This is a genomic window from Peptidiphaga gingivicola, assembly GCF_001652275.1.
GTDB lineage: Bacteria > Actinomycetota > Actinomycetes > Actinomycetales > Actinomycetaceae > Peptidiphaga > Peptidiphaga gingivicola.
Window position 1 is genome coordinate 1,414,166 of the sequence record NZ_LVZK01000001.1, and the last position, 17,913, is coordinate 1,432,078.

Here is a 17,913-nt window from a genome sequence, read left to right on the forward strand (position 1 = left end):
AGCCGTTGGACCGGCGGCCCAGGGCAGCCTATGCCGGTTGAAAAACCCGGCGGGGCTCCTCTCTTGAAGAGGAGCCCCGCCGTTTCGCCGTCGTCTGGATCCAGTTCGTGTGGATCCTGTTCGCGCACTGTTCAGGTCCGTCGCTCCCTCGCAGGTTTTGCGCCCGCTCGATTTGCCCGACGGCGCCAAAGCGGCCGTTGAGCCCGCGCATTCTCTGGACGCCCGGCTTCCAGCGGCCTGCCGGCTGATGCCTCCTGGGGCGGCCCTAGCTTCTTGCGAGCGCGCGCATTGAGCGCAGCACGACGACGAGCGAGGCGAGGGAGGCTTCCTGTGAGTCGGCCAGCGCGGCGGTCGCCTCAATGGCCCGCTTCGAGCCGGGGCGTTCGCCGAGCCACGTTGCGACCCGATCGGCGCTCTGCTCCGTGTCCGCGAGTATGCGCTCGGTAAGAGCCACCGCCGCTGCACGCAAATCGGCCTCCGTGGCCGACTGCGCCGTGGCCGTCCACACGTCGGTCACCGGAAGCGCGGCGTCGAGTTCGAGCAGTCTGCCGATCGAAAATCGACCGTAGACGTCGAACATGACACGCAAGACCTCGCCGGGATCCTCGCCTGTGCGAGAGGCGGTGTCGATCGCGTCCATAAGCGCCGTGGCTTTTGCCAGATCGGAGAAGACGGCGGCCAGCGGCTCGGGGACGCCCACGGCCGCGGCCTCCTCGATCTCCCGCGAACGCCTGTTCAGATCGGGTTCCGCGAGAAATGCGTCGAGGCGTCCGATCCACTCGCCGACGGCGGCGAATCGTTCCACTGTGTCGCCTATGGGCGCGGCCGGCGCCTGGATGAGCCAGCGGACGGCGGCGTCGAGCGTGCGTCTGAAGCCGAGGCAGAGCTTGGTCTGGGCCTGGGCGGGGATGCGGTTGTCGAGGGCCTGGACGGCGTCGGTGAATCCGGCCAGGTCAAGGATCTCCCGGGCGGCGGCAAAGGCGCGCGCGACGTCTTCGACCGTGGCCTGGGTGTCCTCGATCGCGCGGAGTGTGAAGGTCAGGCCGCCGCGGTTGACGATGGAATTCGCCACGGCGTTGGCGACAATCTGGCGGGCCAGGGGGTGGCTTGCCAGCCTGTCGGCGTAGGCTGCGGCGATTTGCGGCGGGAAGTAGGCGCGCAGGTCGCGGGCGAACCATTCGTCGTCGGGCAGGGAGGACTTTAGGAGGTCGTTTTTGAGGGCGATTTTCGTGTAGGCCGTCAGGACGGAGAATTCGGGGCTGGTCAGGCCGCGGTCGAGCGAAGAGGCGCGTTCGAGCAGGTCGGCGTCGCTGGGAAGGAACTCGAGGCGCCTGTCGAGGTCGCCGCGGTCTTCGAGGCAATGCATGAGGCGGATGTGTTCGTGCGCCATGGCCGGTCCGAGCGCCCGGGCGTTGCCGAGCAGGACGTTTTGCTCGTAGTTGTCGCGCAAGACGTGCGCGGCGACGTCGTCCGTGACGGAGACGAGGAGTTCGTCGCGCCCGGCGCCGGTCAGTTCTCCCGAGGCGACCAGCGGCGCGAGGAGGATCTTGATGTTGACCTCGTGGTCGGACGTGTCCACACCGGCCGAGTTGTCGATCGCATCGGTGTTGATCCGCACGCCGGCCAAGGCCGCCTCGATTCGCCCGCGTTGGGAGAATCCCAGGTTGCCTCCTTCGCCGACGACCGTGCATCGAAGGTCGGCGCCGTTGACGCGGACGGCGTTGTTGGACGGATCCCCGATTTGTTCGTGGGTCTCGTCGCTGGCCTTGACGTATGTTCCGACCCCTCCGTTGAACAGCAGGTCGACGGGGGCGGTGAGGATGGCGCGGACGGCCTCCGCCGGGGTGAAGGCCTCCACGGCCTCGTCGAGTCCGAGCCGCCGGCGAACCTCGGGGGAGACCGGAATGGATTTGGCCGATCGGGGCCACACCCCGCCGCCGGGGGAGATGGCCGAGGCGTCGTAGTCTGCCCACGAGGAACGCGGCAGCTCGAACAGACGCTTGCGCTCGGCGAAGGAGACCGCGGGGTCGGGGTCCGGGTCGAGGAAAATCGACCGATGGTCGAAGGCGGCCACCAGGCGGATGTGCTCGGACAGCAGCATGCCGTTTCCGAACACGTCGCCGGACATGTCGCCGATGCCTACGGCCGTGAACTCCTCGGACTGGGTGTCGATCCCGAGTTCGCGGAAGTGCCGCTTGACCGACTCCCACGCCCCGCGGGCTGTGATTCCCATCTTCTTGTGGTCGAACCCGGCCGAACCGCCGGAGGCGAAGGCGTCGCCCAACCAGAACCCGTAGGCGCGCGAGACGGAGTTGGCGATGTCGGAGAACGTCGCGGTTCCTTTGTCCGCCGCGACGACGAGGTACGTGTCGTCGCCGTCGTAGCGGACCACTCCTTCGGGCGGGACGACCTTCCCGTCGACGAGGTTGTCCGTGACGTCGAGCAGCGCGCCGATGAAAATCCGGTACGCCGCGATGCCTTCGGCCAGCCACGCGTCGCGGTCTGCGGCCGGATTGGGCAGGCGCTTGGCAAAGAAACCGCCCTTCGAGCCGGCCGGCACGATGACGGCGTTTTTGACCGTCTGGGCCTTGACCAGACCGAGGATCTCGGTGCGGAAATCCTCCCTGCGGTCCGACCAGCGCAACCCGCCGCGGGCCACCGGGCCGAAACGCAGATGCACACCCTCCACGCGAGGCGAGTACACCCATATTTCGTATAGGGGCCGGGGCTCGGGAAGAAACCCGATTCGGCGCGGCTCGAGCTTGAAGGCGAGAGACGCAGCCCCGGGCAAATAGGCATTCGTGCGCACGATGGCGTCGATGACGGCGAGAAGTCCGTTGGCGATCCGCTCGTCGTCGAGGGACGCCGCCCTTCCGACGCCTTCGACCAGTGCCTCGCGCAGTTCGCGGGGATCGGCCGCGTTGCCTGGCTGGAACCTGGCCTCAAAGTATTCGACGAAAGCCCTTGCCAGTTCGGGGTTTTTCACGAGGGACTTGCGCAGGTAGGTTCGCGAGAAGGGCAGGCCCGCCTGCCGCAGATAGCCGACAAGGGCGCGGAGAACGGCCACCTGGGATTTCACGAGTCCGGCTGAAAGCACGAGGGCGTTCAGCGAGTCCGATTCTATCTCGCCCGTCCACGCCGCCGTCACGGCTTCGACGAATCGTTCGTCTGCGTCGGTCCAGCGTTCCGGGCTTTCGGCCCGCAAACCGAAGTCGAATATTTTGGCGTCGCCGAAGGCGTACGGGCGTTCGTCGGTGACGACGAGGTCGAAGTTCGAGAATATCGGCAGGATTCGGGTGAGCGAGACCTCTTCGCGCACGAAGGCCTTGAGGCGGCGGGCATCGGGGGATCCTTCGGGGGCGTAGAGTTCCAGCTCGAAGCCCCCGGTTTTGAGCTTCGCCAGCCGGGCGGCGTCGCGGGCGCCGGTTTCCGGCGTGTACTCCGTCTTATAGGCGGCAGGCACGAGGGAAAGGTCGGCGGCAGATTCGGCGGCGACGACGAAGCCCTCGTTCCAGTCGAGCGTGGCTCTGGCCACGACACGGGCGAATTCTTCTTCGTCGACGTCGGTTTTCGCTCCGCACACGATGTAGCTCATGTAAGCAAGCGGGCCGGAGCTGACGTCGAGCTGCGTGTCGATTTCGGAGCTGGCGAAGGTCTCTTCGACCAGCTGGGCGATCCGCGCGTGGGACTGCGCGGTGAAGTGCTCGCGGGGAGTGACCACCAAGCATGCGACTGCGCCGGGGAAGATGTCGGAGTGCAGGATCGTGGTGGTTCGCGACTGGGAGATGCGCGAGACGTCGGCGAGCAGGGCCTCGGGGCTCAGGAGCATGAGGATGTCGCGAGGGTAGCTTTCGAGGATCTGGAGAAGGTCCTTGCCGGAATGCGAGTCGCGGGGGAGCCCGGAGGCGTCCATCACGGCGTTCGCCCGCGAGGCCGCAAGAGGCGTAGCCAGAACGGAGGACGCGTAGGTGTCGGCGGTCATGAGGCCGAAGATGATCGTGGGCCCCATTGCGAAGACGTCGATGTATGCGTTGCGATGCACGCTCGATCGGTAGCTCGACTTCGTGTGGATGAGCGTCGGCGCGAAGTGGCGGCTGGCGGCCTGCCGGGGAGAGATGGTGGCAAGATGTTCGAGCTGTTTGCGCAGATCCGGGTGTCTGGCGGCGAGGCCGAGCGCCTGCTCGCCGTCGAAGGCGCCCAGGATCGTGAACGATCCGTCGGCTATCCATTCGAGCGTCTCGCGGTCGTTTCCGGACAGCGTCGTCGCCGCTTTGCGCGCGAGCTCGGTCATTTCGGACCAATCGGCGACCGTCGCGTGGACGTCGCCGACGACGTCGTTGAGCGCGTCGAGGAGGGCGGCGTCGGGCGTCGGCGCAACGTCGACGGCAATCCACGATTCGCCGTCGATGACCGGGTGAAGCAGCCGGGTTACGGCGTAGCCGCAGGCCTTGATCGCGATGGAGACCGAGTCGACGAGAAAGGGGATGTCCTCGGTGACGCACAGGACGGTCGATCCCTCCAACGCCAGAGAGGTTCTGCCGTTGGCCTGTTCGGAGAGGCGCCGGTGGGCGGCGATCAGTTCGGAAAAATCCTCGTCGGCGAGGCTTGGATCGATGCGCTTGACGTGGTCCATGTAGGCTTGCACGACGTCGAATCCGCCGCCCGTTTCGGTGAGGTCGGTAGGCATGCTCACGCTCCTTCGTGTGTGACCCTTATAAAATACCCCAATCCGAGACGAGGATCACAGCTTGACTCTCAGTGTTTTTCGGGCGCGAGAAAGTTCCCGCGGCGAGTCGATCGCCAGCAACGCCGCGAGTTCGCCCGCCTTCTCCCAACGGACGACGAGCCCCTCGGCCGTGTCGATGCGCTCGCCGCCGAGGAGGCCTTCGGCATTGAAGGCGTCTCCGACGCCGGAGGGGTCTTCGGCGGCGGGAGGCGGCCCGTCGGGCGTTCTGTCGGCGGGTCCCCGAGCGCCGTCGCCCCGCCCGGGAATATTGTCGGCGAGGCTCGGGATTGCCCCGACGAAGCCGATCTGTCTGCCGAACTGGGCGGAGAAGACCTCCGGCGGCGCCAAGAACCTGGGCGGCTTTCCGCGGCACACGGCCGCCGCCGTGAAAGCTCCGTCGGCGAGGGCCTTCGTCCAATGCCCGCCGTTCCGGGGGCCGTGCGGGGTGAGGGCGTCTGCGCAGTCTCCAACGGCGTACAGCCCTTCGACCGGTCGGCCGTCGCGAAGGACTCGGGTCCACATGTCGGTGACGAGCGCGCCTCGGGCGCCGACGTCGACGGCGGGCTCGATCGCAGGAAAGCTCGGCGACGCGCCGGCGGCCTGCACGAGGACGCGCCGCTCCGGCGTCGACGGCCGATTGGGCGGCCGCGGCGTCTGCCCGCCCGACGACGCCGGCTCCCCGGTCGATCCCGGCTGCGAGCCCTCCGGAGGTTCTCCGCCGATCGGCCATTCTTGGCCGAGATGGAGGCTCACTCCGGCGTCGTTGAGCCAGCCGGACCACAGGCCGTCGACCGCGCCGCCGAAGGTGCGCCCGAGGACGTGGAGCGAAGATTCCCACAGGTGAACCTCGCAGACCGCGCTTGCAACCGAGGCGAGCTCGGTTCCGATCCACCCCGCTCCGACGATGTCCAGCCTGACGCCGGGCGCCAGCAAATCCGCGAGCCGCAGCGCATCGGCCGCCGTATGAAGGGCGAAGGCTCCGGGCACGCCGACCCGGGGCGAGCTTCCCGACGCGATGATCGCGGCGTCGACCGGCGTCTCGTCTACGAACCACGCTCCGTCGCCGCGCCGCAGCCCTTCGACGGGACGGGGAATGACGTCTGCGCCGAGGCTTGCGAGGTCGCCGAGCCCCTGGTCCGCCAGCGGGCGGACGGGATCGTCAAAGAGATTCTTGGACAGGGGAGGACGGTCGTAGGGCGGCCTGCCCTCGGCGTCCCAGGCGACGAGAGACCCGGCGAACCCCGCCTCGCGGAGCTCGGCCGCCGCGCGCAAGCCCGCCAATCCGGTTCCGACGATCCCGATGCGGTCGATGTTCATGAGAACAATGCTAGAGCCGCCGGGCTCGTCAACGGGCGGAGCGGCCGCAGGCTTCGCTGAGCGGTCCGCATCCGGAGGGACGGCCGGCAGTCCGAAGCGGGACTGTGCCGATGCCCCGAGGCGTCCATGCCGAAAACTTGCAGTGGGACGGCCCGCGGCTTGCAAAATCAGCCGCCGAGGGCCTCCTCGGACTCGCGGACGTCGCTGGGAGTGCGAGAAAGGTCGGCGTCGACCGATTTCACTTTGGGGGAGCGGGTGGCGATCTTGTGGAAGGCCCACACTCCCAGGAAGAGGGGGAGGCCGATGTAGGACGACAGGAGCGTCGTGACGTCTAGGCCTTCTTTGGCGTCGAAAGCCTCGTAGCTCTGACCGACGATGACGATCGCGCACATGGCCATCGCGAGCAGAGGCCCGGCCGGATACCATTTGGCCCGATAGGGCAGCTCGTCCAAGGAATGTCCCTGTGCGAGGAACGCTTTTCGGAATTTGTAATGTGACCAGGCGACGCCCATCCAGGTTATGAATCCGGCCAGCCCGGACGCGCTGACGAGCCACGTGTAGGCTGCGCCGTCGCCGATCAGCGAAGAGACGAAGCACGCGGCGCCGATCGCCGCGGTGACCGCGAGTGCGGGAGCCGGAACGCCGCGCGAGTTCGTGCGTCCCAGGAAGGCGGGGGCGTTTCCCTGGCGCGAAAGGGCGTAGAGCATGCGCGTGGAGGCGTACAGGCCCGAGTTTCCGGCCGAGAGGATCGACGTGAGGATGACTGCGTTGATGACGGAAGCCGCCGCGGCGATTCCCGCACGGTCGAAGACCAGGGTGAAAGGCGAATAGGCGACGTCGGTTTCGTCGTTGCGCAGGAGGTTCGGGTCCGTGTAAGAGACGAGGAATCCGATGACCGCAATGGTCCCGATGTAAAAGAGCAGGATGCGCCAGAAGATCGTTCGTATCGCCTTCGGGACGGTCTGCTCGGGATTCTCTGTTTCGCCGGCGGCGACCGCCACCAGTTCCGTGCCCTGGAAGGAAAAGCCCGCGACCATGAAGATGGCGAGGATTCCCAGCCCCCCGTCGACGAATGGCGCCTCGCCTTTGGTCCAGTTCTCGAAGCCCGGCGATTTTCCTCCTATGATCCCGAAGATGATGAGGACCCCGAGCACCAGGAAGACGACGACGGTGACCACCTTGATGAGAGCAAACCAGAACTCGCCCTCGCCGTAGGCGCGGGCCGAAAGGGCGTTGAGCAGGACGAGAAGCGTGAGGAATATCGCCGACCACATCCACCCCGGGGTGTGCGGGAACCAGAACTTCATAACGAGCGCGGCGGCCGCGAGCTCTGCGGCAACGGTGATCGCCCAGTTGAACCAGAAGTTCCACCCCGCGGCGAACCCGAAGCTAGGGCTGATGAAGCGGGTGCCGTACTCCCCGAACGAGCCGGCCACGGGAAGGTACGTGGACATCTCGCCGAGCGACTGCATGAGGAGGAACACCATGAGGCCGATGAGGCCGTAGGCGACGATCGCGCCGCCGGGGCCCGCCTGGGAGATCGTCTTGCCCGAGGCGAGGAACAGGCCGGTTCCGATCGCCCCGCCGATTGCGATCATCGTCAGGTGGCGGCTGTGCAGTCTGCGCTGCAGACGGTTGTCGTCGCTGCGCTCCAGAGGGTCTGAACTCATCGTCGACCTTCCTCACTGTCGTTCTTGCATCCGGCCGTGCGCAGGTGCGTAGTGCCGGACTGCATACATGCGTACTGCGAAGCGAGTGTACGCGCGGGGAGAACGGCGTCCAAATGGCAAGGGCCCCGTGAGAGATGAATAACCTATGGTCAGTTTGGGGCCTTGTGCCCGTTTGAGAATGCCAAAGTGGCGGTTAAAGTTAAAACCATGGGTGACAAAGATCCGACGCGAGAAGTTCGCGTCCCGAAAGACGCCGTCTATGCCGCTGTCTTCGTCTCCCTCGCCGCCGTTGCGGCGTCCGCGTTCGTGTGGAGCAGCGTGGTGGCGTGCAGACTCCTCGCGGTTCTCGTCCTCGGCCACGCCTTGTGCAGAGTTTTCCTGCCCGACGGCGCGGTTCCGCGGGTGCGGCGTCGGCGGGCCGACGCGATCATGGGAGTGTTGCTTGCACTCGGGCTCTGGTATCTCTCGGCTTGGGGCGCCACGCCTTCGGTCACCCTCGGCGCAAATCTGTGAAAGGACCGGCCGCGTGCGCGAATGGGCGGGTTCGTTCCGCCCCGTTCGTGCCGGTGAGTCGATCCCTCGGCACAATGAAAGAAGAATCGTATGAGCTTGCTAACCCGACGCCTTGCAAAGAACATCGCCGATCGGACGGTCGAAAGGAGCTCGCAAAAGGTCAACCGCGACCGGAGGCACCCGGAGAGAATTCGGATGCCGAAGCTAGTCCTGTGGACCGGCGCCGGAATGTTCTTTTTCGGGATATTCGTGGTCGCCTCCTCTGTTTTAATCGAACAGGACTACCCCATAACGGGGATAGTCATCGGTTCGCTCTTCGCGCTTCTCCTTGGCGTGCCGTCCCTGTTTGCATACAAGAACTTTTGGTACTCGATCGACCCTGAGGGCGTCTCTTTCCGGCTTGCCTTCAGCGGCGAGAAGAGAATCAGGTTTGTGGACATCGTGTCGAAAGAGGTCATTCAGCGACAAAAGGGCGATGTCCTGAGGATGCAGGATTCGCATGGGACGAGGTTCCAGATTTCGGCGCCTTTTTTCGACACCCTGCCCATCCTGGCGCGCTTTGGCTTCTACGACCAGTTTCAACGCTGGCCCTCCCCTCAGGAATTGGACGAATTCACCGGAGGAGCTCCCGGAGTGGCGGGCACCATGTATCACCAGGGCGCCTTCAGCCAGCAGTCGCAGTCGGGATCTGAGCATCCCGGAGGCCGCGTTCCCAGCCAGATAAATGCCCGGTTTCCGTGGGGCTCCCCGAAAGCGGGGAACGCACCCGTGGGCGCGGGGCAATTCCCGCAGAATTCCGAGCAGTTCGGAGCCGCGCCGGAGGCCCCGCAGCCGATGGGATACGACCATCCGGCCGACGTCGATTCGAGTTATTCTCTCGATCCGGCCTTCCGCCGCCCCGAGCCGCCTGCGTCGTCCGAGCCCGCCGCAGTCAATTCGCAGCCTGACCCGCTTGACGACGATCCCACCGTTTTCGGTCCGCAGGCCGGCGGAGCCGCGGGGCAAGGCATCGTGCCTCCTGCAGGCGCCGGCATGGCGGGCCAAGGCGCCATGCCGCCCCAGCTCGCCGGAGGCTTCCCTGCGGCGGGGGGCTATCCTCCCGTGAGCGCCCCCTCGGCCGACTACGCGCAGACTCCCGGCTATCCGCAGCCTTCTGGCCCCCCGCAGGCCCCCGGTTACCAGCCGCCTTCGGGCTATCCACAGGTCCCCGGCTATCCTCAGCCTTCCGGCGCGCCCCTTGGGACCGGGCCTCAACCCGCCGGGCCTCAGGCGCCGATGGATCCCTCGGGTTTTGAGGGATACGATGCCGACGAAACGGTCTTCACCGGTCGAGGGGCCGGCGTCGCGCCCTTGCCGCCGGCGGAAGCCCCCGATCCGGACGCCACGGTGCTCGGAGTCCGCTCCTATGAGGCCGAAGGTCTGGCCCAGCAGATTCCCTCCCGCCTCGCGCCGCCGTCGGATCCTGCCCAGGCCGTCTCGGCCCCGCAAGCGGGCCCTCGCGAAGGCGGGGAGGAGCAAAGCGAAGACCCGGAGGCCACCGTTTTCGGCATGCCGTCTTACGGCGAGTTCGCCCGCTACCCGAACGGCCCGGGCGCCCAGGTGCCCTACGGCGAAGTCGCGCCCGAGGAGACGGACGGGCAGCAGGGGCAACAGGGAAATTCGCGAGGCGTCGGCGGATACTCCCCGGGGGGATCGGGAATCCTCGGCAACGGGCGCTGATTCGACAGCGCATGCGGCAATCCGACGGCGAGAGGAGGCCCGCATGCGCGTGTCGGCGCCGATCGTCCCGCCAAAGTTCGCCCGCCGGCGGCTGGCCCCGCTTCCGCCGTGTGCTCCTGCGCCACCTTGAACGGTGAAGTCTTGACGCCAAAGGCTCCATAGCGTAACGTTGTCCGGTCTGGCGCGATACAGCCGTTGTCTATGCGTGCTTTCGCGGAACCGAAGGGAAGAAGGGAGCCACGGTGAGTACTTCGCGTACCGAAAGCCGCGGCACAGCAGCAAAGAACACCGATGCGTCGGGGCGCGAGCAGTGGGGAAGCCAGCTTGGCTTTCTCGTAGCCGCAATCGGCTCGGCCATCGGTTTGGGAAACATCTGGCGTTTCCCAGGCGTCGCCTATGAAAACGGCGGCGGGGCGTTTATGATCCCCTACGTCGTCGCTTTGCTCGGCGCAGGCATTCCCATTCTCTTCCTCGACTACGCCCTTGGCCACCGTTTCCGTGGAAGCGCTCCGGCCGTCTTCCGCAGGATTTCGAAGAAATTGGAATTCCTCGGATGGTGGCAGGTCCTCCTGTGCTTCGTCATCATGACGTACTACGCCGTGATCATCGCCTGGTCTTTGCGCTACGTCTTCTATTCGGCGAACGTCGCGTGGGGCAAGGGAAGCAACGCCGCCAATCATTTCAACAACTTTATCGAGGCGGCCCCCGCGCCCCAGTACTCGCTCGCCCCCGTGTGGAACGTCGCCCTTCCGCTCGCCGTGGTATGGATCGTGGTGCTCGTGGCCATCGGGCGGGGCGTCTCGCGCGGCATCGAGGTTGCGAACAAGGTCTTCCTGCCGCTCCTCGTCGTCCTTTTCGTCGCCCTGGTGCTGCGGGCCCTCACGCTTCCCGGCGCCTCCGAGGGCTTGAACGCCCTGTGGACGCCCGATTTCTCCGCGTTGAAAGAGCCGAAAGTCTGGCTGGCGGCCTTCACTCAGATCTTCTACTCGCTGTCGGTTGCCTTCGGCATCATGCTGACCTACGCCAGCTATCTCAGACGCCGCTCTAACCTCGTGGGAACCGGCCTGGTCGCGTCCTTCGCCAATTCCTCCTTCGAGATTCTGGCCGGAATCGGCGTTTTCGCCACCCTCGGATTCATGGCCGCGCAACAAAACACATCGATCGGCAATCTCGAAGGCGTCCAGGGGATCAAGCTTTCCTTCATCACGTTCCCCGCCGTCATCTCAGAGATGCCGGGCGGCGCAATTTTCGGCGTCCTTTTCTTCCTGTCGCTGGCCTTCGCGGGCATCACGTCGCTCATTTCGCTCGTTCAAGTCGTCGCCGCGGGCGTCGCCGAGAAATTCAATCTCAGGCCCGCCGCCTCGGCCATGGCCGTCGGAATTCCCGCGGCAGCCGTCTCCCTCATGGTTTTCGGCACAAAGTCGGGAATTTACTCGCTCGACGTCGTAGACGCCTACATCAACGCGATCGGAGTGGTGGCCTCCGCCGTCCTCGTCTGCCTCATAACGGCTTACGGGGTGCGCAATCTCAAGCAGTTGCAGAGGCACCTCAACTTCGTCTCCGAAACGGGGAACCTCGTCGGGGCGTGGTGGCGGTGGCTCGTCGGCGTCGTCGTCCCGGCTTTCCTCAGCTATGTGCTCGTCAGCGGCATCGTCGGCTACATTCGCAACCAGTACGACGCGAAATCGTACACGCGAGGGTTCGAGAACGCTTTCGGATGGGGGTCCGTGGCCGTGGTCTTCGTCGGAGCGCTCGTCTTCACCCTGATCAGATGGCGCACGCCGGTCGATGACTTCGAACCCATTTCGCTCGAGGCTTCGAACACAGGGGGTGCACGATGACTTCCAGCGCCGTGATCTTCATGCTCGTGACCGTGCTCATCGTGTGGGGCGGGCTTGTCGCCTCCGTCGTCGCTCTGGTCGTCAGGGGGCGCCGCCAGGGACGCGAAACACAAACCGCGGTTGTGATGGAAACTCTCGAATCTGAACGTTCCGAGCCCGGCGTGGCGGGCTTCAAGCAGGGCGAAAGCGCGGCGGGCTCCGAAGGCGAAGGAACTGTCGGCTCCGAAGGCGAGTCTGAGGCCTGAACCGAGGCCTGAGCCTTGGGAGGGGACGGGATGAGCACAGAGACGAAAGGCAACCGCGGCTCGGCGCAGGCTGGCAACTCGGCCGACGGCGGGCTTCGCCGGGCGCTGACCAATCGGCACATCCAGATGATCGCTCTGGGCGGGGCGATCGGGACGGGTCTGTTTTACGGTTCGGCGGCGGGAATCAAGCTGGCCGGCCCGTCGATCCTCCTGGCATACGCGCTGGGCGGGATCGTCATTTTTTTCGTGGTGCGCGCGATGGGGGAGATGTCGGTCCACCGGCCGAGCTCGGGCTCGTTCAGCCGCTATGCTAATGACTACTGGAGCCCCCGGGCGGGGTTCGTGGCCGGATGGAACTACTGGTTCAACTACATCGCCGTGGCGATGGCCGAACTCACGGTGGTCGGCCAGTACGTTCAATATTGGTTTCCCTCGGTTCCGGCATGGGCTTCGGCGGCCGCCGTGCTGCTTGTCATCACCGCCGTCAACCTCGTCGGGGTGAGGGCGTTCGGCGAATTCGAATTCTGGTTCGCCATCATCAAGGTCGCAGCCGTCGTCGGAATGATCGTTCTGGGCCTCTACGTGATTGCGGCGGGGGTCAACTCCAATCCCCACCTGCCCGACCCCTCCTTCTCCCACCTTTTCGATCGCGGAGGCTTTTTCCCCCGAGAGCTCGACGGTTTCCTCGTCTCCCTGGTTTTCGTCATGTTTTCCTTCGGAGGCATCGAGCTCATCGGGATAACCGCGGGCGAGGCCGAAAACCCGCAGCGGTCCATTCCCAAGGCCGTCAACCAGGTGGTCTACCGCATCCTCATCTTCTACATCGGCGCGCTATTCGTCGTCATGGCCGTGGTGCCGTGGGACGCGATCGACGGCAAGCTCAGCCCCTTCGTCCAGATCTTCGACTCCGTGGGCATCAAGGCCGCTGCGCACATGCTGAATTTCGTCGTCCTGACCGCCGCGCTGTCCGTGTACAACTCCGGCCTGTATTCCAACGGCCGCATGCTTTATTCGCTTGCGTGGCAGGGCAACGCCCCGAAGGCGTTCACCAAGCTCTCCCACCGCGGAATCCCCTACGTCGGCGTGCTCTTCTCCTCGCTCGTGACGGCGACGGCCGTGGCGATTGTCTACTTCCTGCCGGAAACGGCTTTCACGATCGTCATCTCGACGGCGCTGGCGTCGGGGATCATATCCTGGGCCATCATTTTGATCACTCAGAGGAAGTTCAGGAAAGCCATCGGACCCCAGGGCGAGGCGGAGCTTTCATTCAAGCTCCCGGGCGGCAAAACGACGAACTCAATTGTTCTCGCCGCGCTGGGAGGGCTCCTTGCGCTCATGGCCTTCAGCGCCGACTACCGAACGGCGGCAATCGTCCTCCCAATCTGGCTCGCCATTCTATTCGTCGCCTACGAGGTCGGACGGCGGAGGAGCGGGCTCGGCGGGCCGGGCCGGAACGAAGGCCCGGGCGGACAAGCCCCGTCCGACGACGCCGACGAGTCGGCGCGCCCAAAGATATGAGGAATCGATGAACGGTCACAGCGGCACGAGCTCTGGGAAGGACGGGCGATTGGGACGGCGAGCGGCCGAATCGCTCGACGCCCGGCGCGAGGACGCGTTCGACGACGTCGTCGCCCGGAAAGACCCTGAAGGCCTCCGCAAGGGTCTGACCACCCGGCACATCCAGATGATCGCCTTTGGCGGGGCGATCGGGACGGGTCTGTTTTACGGTTCGGCGGCGGGAATCAAGCTGGCCGGCCCGTCGCTTCTCCTGGCATACGCGCTGGGCGGGATCGTCATTTTCTTCGTTGTGCGCGCGATGGGGGAGATGTCGGTCCACCGGCCGAGCTCGGGCTCCTTCAGCCGCTATGCCAACGATTACTGGAGCCCTCGGGCGGGGTTTGTGGCCGGATGGAACTACTGGTTCAACTACATCGCCGTGGCGATGGCCGAGCTGACCGTCGTGGGCCAGTACGTTCAATATTGGTTTCCCTCGGTTCCGGCATGGGCTTCGGCGGCCGCCGTGCTGCTTGTCATCACCGCCGTCAATCTGGTGGGCGTCAAGGCGTTCGGCGAGTTCGAATTCTGGTTTTCCGCGATCAAAGTGGCGGCGGTCGTCGGGATGATCGTTCTGGGCCTCTACGTGATTGCGGCGGGGGTCAATTCCAATCCGCACCTGCCCAACCCCTCCTTCGGCCATCTGTTCGGCGACGGCTTCCTGGCCAAGGGCGTGACGGGTCTGCTGGCTTCTCTGGTTTTCGTCATGTTCTCCTTCGGGGGCATCGAGCTCATCGGGATAACCGCGGGCGAGGCCGAGAACCCGCAGCGGTCCATTCCCAAGGCCGTCAACCAGGTGGTCTACCGCATCCTCATCTTCTACATCGGAGCCTTGACGATCGTCATGGCGGTGGTGCCGTGGAGGCAAATCAACGGCAAGCTCAGCCCCTTCGTCCAGATCTTCGACTCCGTGGGCATTTCCGTTGCGGCCCACGTACTCAACTTCGTCGTCCTGACTGCCGCCCTTTCCGTCTACAATTCGGGGCTCTACTCCAACGGCCGCGTCCTCTATTCGCTTGCCCGCCAGGGCAACGCCCCGAAGGCTTTCATGCGTCTGTCCCGCCGCGGGATCCCCTACGCGGGGGTTCTGTTTTCGTCGATGGTGACGGCCGTCGCCGTCGCCGTCATCTACTTCCTGCCGGAGACGGCCTTCTCGATTCTCATGGCTATGGCCCTCGGCTCCTCGATCATTTCGTGGGTCATGATCCTGCTGACCCACAGGGCATTCCGAAAGAGGATCGGCTCCGGCGTCGCCGACCTGGCGTTCAAGCTTCCCGGAGGCCTGGCCTCGAACGGCGTCGCCCTCGCCTGCCTCATCGGCGTCTTCATCCTCATGGCATTCAACCCCGATTATCGAACGTCCGTCGCCGTCATGCCGATATGGCTTTTCATTCTTTTTGCCGCATACGAGGGGAAAAAGAGGTCCTCTAGGCCCGGGATGCCAGCGGACCGGGTGCAAGAATCCCGAAGCTGAGCCTGAGGCAACGGCGGTTGCGAAGACGCGGGCTGCCGCCGCCTGGCGTGGGCCCCGCGTCCCAGGCGGATGCCCGAGGCCAGAAATCACTTCTCGGCCTGCGCCCGCGCGTGCTTGTACAGAAGCGTCACGGCTGCCGCGAACAGCGCCGTCCCCATGAATTTCGCGGGCGTTGCGAACCCTTCGCCGACGACGGCGAGGGGCGCGTCGTCGCCCGACCAGCCGACGATTCCCGCGTAGACCACGCCGAAAAGGGATTCTCCGACGATCAGCCCGGTGCTCATGAGCACTCCCATGCGCTTCTTGCCTTCGACGTCGCCGCCGGAGCGTTCCGCCCACCCGTCGTACAGCGAGCCGAGCACGGCTCCGAGCGCTATGGTCAGCGTCGTCGTCGGCATGAGATACATGCCCATCCCCACCGCGAGGGGCGGGAGCTTGAGCCTGCCGGCGGTCCCGCGCTTGAGCGTTTCGTCGACGACGATGACGACGACTCCGATGAATGCGCCCCAGCCGATGTACGTCCAGTCGAGGGAATTGTCGAAGATTCCTTTGGCCAGTCTGGAGATGATCGACGCCTGCGGCGCGTTGAGGGCGTTGTCTTTGGCGCCCGGGGCGCCCGCAAAGCCGAATGTGCTCTGCAGCAGACCCAGCACGGGGGCGATGACAGCCGATCCGAAGAGCACTCCGACGACGAGCGCGACCTGCTGTTTCCACGGCGTCGCCCCGACGAGCTGGCCGGTTTTCAGGTCTTGGAGATTGTCATTGGAAATCGTTGAGATGCCGAAGACGATGGCCGCCGTGAAGAGAGTGAAGGCGATGAGCGCCTTCGTCTCCGATCCGTCGGCGGGGCCGTAGGCAAGCTTGACGGCGAGTGCGCCCACGAGCACAACGAGAATCCCCACGCCCGAGATCGGCGAGTTCGACGACCCGATGAGCCCGGCCATGTAGCCGCAGACGGCAGCGACGACGAGTCCGATGAGAAGGATGAACGCCACCGAGACCACCATGAGGTGCGTCGAATTGTGGATGGCGGTCCCGTTGACGAAGTCCGCCAGGAGGAATCCGACGGGAAGCATGAGAAGCGCGATCGTAGCGCCTACGATCTGGATCGGAACGTCGCGCTCGGTCAGGTCCACTTTCTTGCCGGCATGGCGCTTTCCGGCGGCGATCGCCGCTTCGCGGATGCCGACGGCGATCGGCTTGAGAATCTTGATGAGCGTCCACACCGACGCGATCGCGATGACGCCGGCGCCGATGAACCTCACCTGGTCGATGAAGACCCTTTTGACGGCCTCCTCCGACGCCGTCGCCGACTCGTCGCCCCATACGATGGTCGGCAGAAGCAGCCTCCCAGCGAACGCACCCTGCCGATAAACGCGGCCTGCCGACACGCACCCTGCCGACACATGCTCTGCCGACGAGCGCGGCCTGACGGTGATTGCTTACTCATTTGCCGCGCCTCGGTGCGACGGGCGGCGCGGGTAGGCGACAATGGAGGTGTGGATCCACTTGTCAAAGACATCCTTTTCGTCCTTCTTTTCACCCTGATCGGCGGTCTGTTTTCCGCGTCGGAGATGGCACTCGTTTCCCTTCGCCAGACGCAGATCGACGAGATGTCCAAGAAAAGCGCGGCGGGCAGAGCCGTTGCGCGTTTGACGGCGGATTCGAATCGTTTTCTCTCGGCCGTCCAGGTCGGCGTGACGATCGCGGGTTTCTTCTCGGCGTCTTTCGGAGCCTCGGAGATCGCCCCGGTTCTCGCGCCGACGTTACAGAAATGGGGTTTGGGCGCCTCCGCCTCCCAAACTCTGGCTTTCATCCTCGTGACCGTCGCCATCGCCTACCTGTCCATCGTCTGCGGCGAGCTCGTGCCCAAGCGCATCGCACTCCAATCGGCCGAGACGATAGCCCGCGTCGTCGTCCGTCCGCTCTCGGTCATCACATTTTTGCTGCGCCCGGTGATCTGGTTCCTCGGCTTGTCCACCGACGTCGTGCTGCGGCTTCTCGGGCGCAACCCGCGCGAGCAGAAGGACACGATGGGCGTGGCCGAGCTCCGCGCCTTCGTGGCCAGCCAGGACACGATCGGCGAGGACGAGCGCGAGATGGTCGTCGACATGCTCTCGGTGGGCGACAGGACCGTTGAGCAGATCATGACCCCGCGCACGGAGGTGGAGTTCTTTTCTGCTGACACGGCGATCGAGGAGGCTCAAAAGGAGGTTTCGGAGCTCGAGCATTCGCGGTATCCGGTTCGCCACGGAACGTCGGACGACGACGTCGTCGGTTTCATCCACATCCGGGACCTCATCAATCCTTCGTCAAACGTGAGGACGGTCGGCGACCTTGTCCGCGAAATACTTTTCTTCCCGACGGGCAAGCCGGTGATGGACGCCCTGAAGGAGATGCGCGTCAAGCACGCCCACCTCGCCGTCGTGGTGGACGAATACGGCGGAACCGACGGCATCATCACGCTCGAGGACGTCGTCGAGGAATTCGTCGGAGAGATACGCGACGAATACGATCAAGAGACGCCGGTGGCCATCAAGCGCGGGGATTCCCGGGACATCGACGGCTTGGCGAGCCGCGCGGAAATTGCGAAGGTTCTCGACAGCGAGCTTCCGGAGGGGCCTTTCGACACCATCGGCGGGTACGTCGTCAACGAGCTCGGGCGCATGCCCCGAGTGGGCGACGAGGTCCGCTGGGACGGGCGCATCCTTCGGGTCAAAAGCCTTGAAGGCCGACGAATCGCCTGGTTGCGGGCTACCAAGGCCGACGACGAGGAGCCGCCGGCCGACGGCTGACTCCCTCCGGCCGATCGGGGCCGCAGCGGACGGGGCGGCCGCGCCGTCGGGCCCGGCGG

11 protein-coding genes are annotated in these 17,913 nt (G+C 65.3%); 7 read left to right on the forward strand and 4 right to left on the reverse strand.

What is annotated here, in order from left to right:
• Positions 1–265 precede the first annotated feature (265 nt).
• From A4H34_RS05920 to A4H34_RS05930, 3 genes are all read right to left on the reverse strand, one after another.
• On the reverse strand, positions 266–4,687 hold the full coding sequence (locus A4H34_RS05920) for an NAD-glutamate dehydrogenase (RefSeq protein ID WP_064231371.1): 4,422 nt from the start codon (positions 4,685–4,687) through the stop codon (positions 266–268).
• A gap of 54 nt (positions 4,688–4,741) precedes the next feature.
• Positions 4,742–6,043, reverse strand: coding sequence for an FAD-dependent oxidoreductase (locus A4H34_RS05925; protein ID WP_064231372.1), 1,302 nt, complete (start codon positions 6,041–6,043; stop codon positions 4,742–4,744).
• Positions 6,044–6,210: 167 nt separating this feature from the next.
• Positions 6,211–7,713: an amino acid permease gene (locus tag A4H34_RS05930; protein WP_009199073.1), complete on the reverse strand. Its 1,503-nt coding sequence runs from the start codon at positions 7,711–7,713 to the stop codon at positions 6,211–6,213.
• A gap of 207 nt (positions 7,714–7,920) precedes the next feature.
• Between A4H34_RS05930 and A4H34_RS05935 the strand changes: the two genes are divergently transcribed.
• From A4H34_RS05935 to A4H34_RS05960, 6 genes are all read left to right on the forward strand, one after another.
• Positions 7,921–8,226 (forward strand): hypothetical protein, encoded by a 306-nt coding sequence (locus A4H34_RS05935; RefSeq protein ID WP_009199072.1) that lies wholly within the window; start codon positions 7,921–7,923, stop codon positions 8,224–8,226.
• A 90-nt stretch (positions 8,227–8,316) separates the two neighbouring features.
• Entirely contained in the window at positions 8,317–9,945 is a 1,629-nt protein-coding gene (locus A4H34_RS05940; RefSeq protein WP_064231373.1) for a YdbT family protein, read from the forward strand.
• 242 nt (positions 9,946–10,187) lie between these two features.
• Positions 10,188–11,786: a sodium-dependent transporter gene (locus tag A4H34_RS05945; protein ID WP_064231374.1), complete on the forward strand. Its 1,599-nt coding sequence runs from the start codon at positions 10,188–10,190 to the stop codon at positions 11,784–11,786.
• On the forward strand, positions 11,783–12,031 hold the full coding sequence (locus A4H34_RS10990) for a MetS family NSS transporter small subunit (RefSeq protein WP_009199069.1): 249 nt from the start codon (positions 11,783–11,785) through the stop codon (positions 12,029–12,031). The genes A4H34_RS05945 and A4H34_RS10990 overlap by 4 nt, the downstream gene beginning before the upstream one ends.
• 30 nt (positions 12,032–12,061) lie before the next feature.
• Positions 12,062–13,549: an amino acid permease gene (locus tag A4H34_RS05955; protein WP_064231375.1), complete on the forward strand. Its 1,488-nt coding sequence runs from the start codon at positions 12,062–12,064 to the stop codon at positions 13,547–13,549.
• Positions 13,550–13,556: 7 nt separating this feature from the next.
• A complete protein-coding gene (locus tag A4H34_RS05960; RefSeq protein WP_064231376.1) occupies positions 13,557–15,059 on the forward strand; it encodes an amino acid permease in 1,503 nt (500 codons plus the stop codon).
• Positions 15,060–15,145: 86 nt separating this feature from the next.
• On the opposite strand, the gene A4H34_RS05965 is transcribed toward A4H34_RS05960, so the two are convergent.
• Positions 15,146–16,450: an OPT family oligopeptide transporter gene (locus A4H34_RS05965; RefSeq protein ID WP_231870968.1), complete on the reverse strand. Its 1,305-nt coding sequence runs from the start codon at positions 16,448–16,450 to the stop codon at positions 15,146–15,148.
• Between the two features lie 108 nt (positions 16,451–16,558).
• Between A4H34_RS05965 and A4H34_RS05970 the strand changes: the two genes are divergently transcribed.
• Positions 16,559–17,854, forward strand: coding sequence for a hemolysin family protein (locus A4H34_RS05970; RefSeq protein ID WP_009199064.1), 1,296 nt, complete (start codon positions 16,559–16,561; stop codon positions 17,852–17,854).
• Positions 17,855–17,913 lie beyond the last annotated feature (59 nt).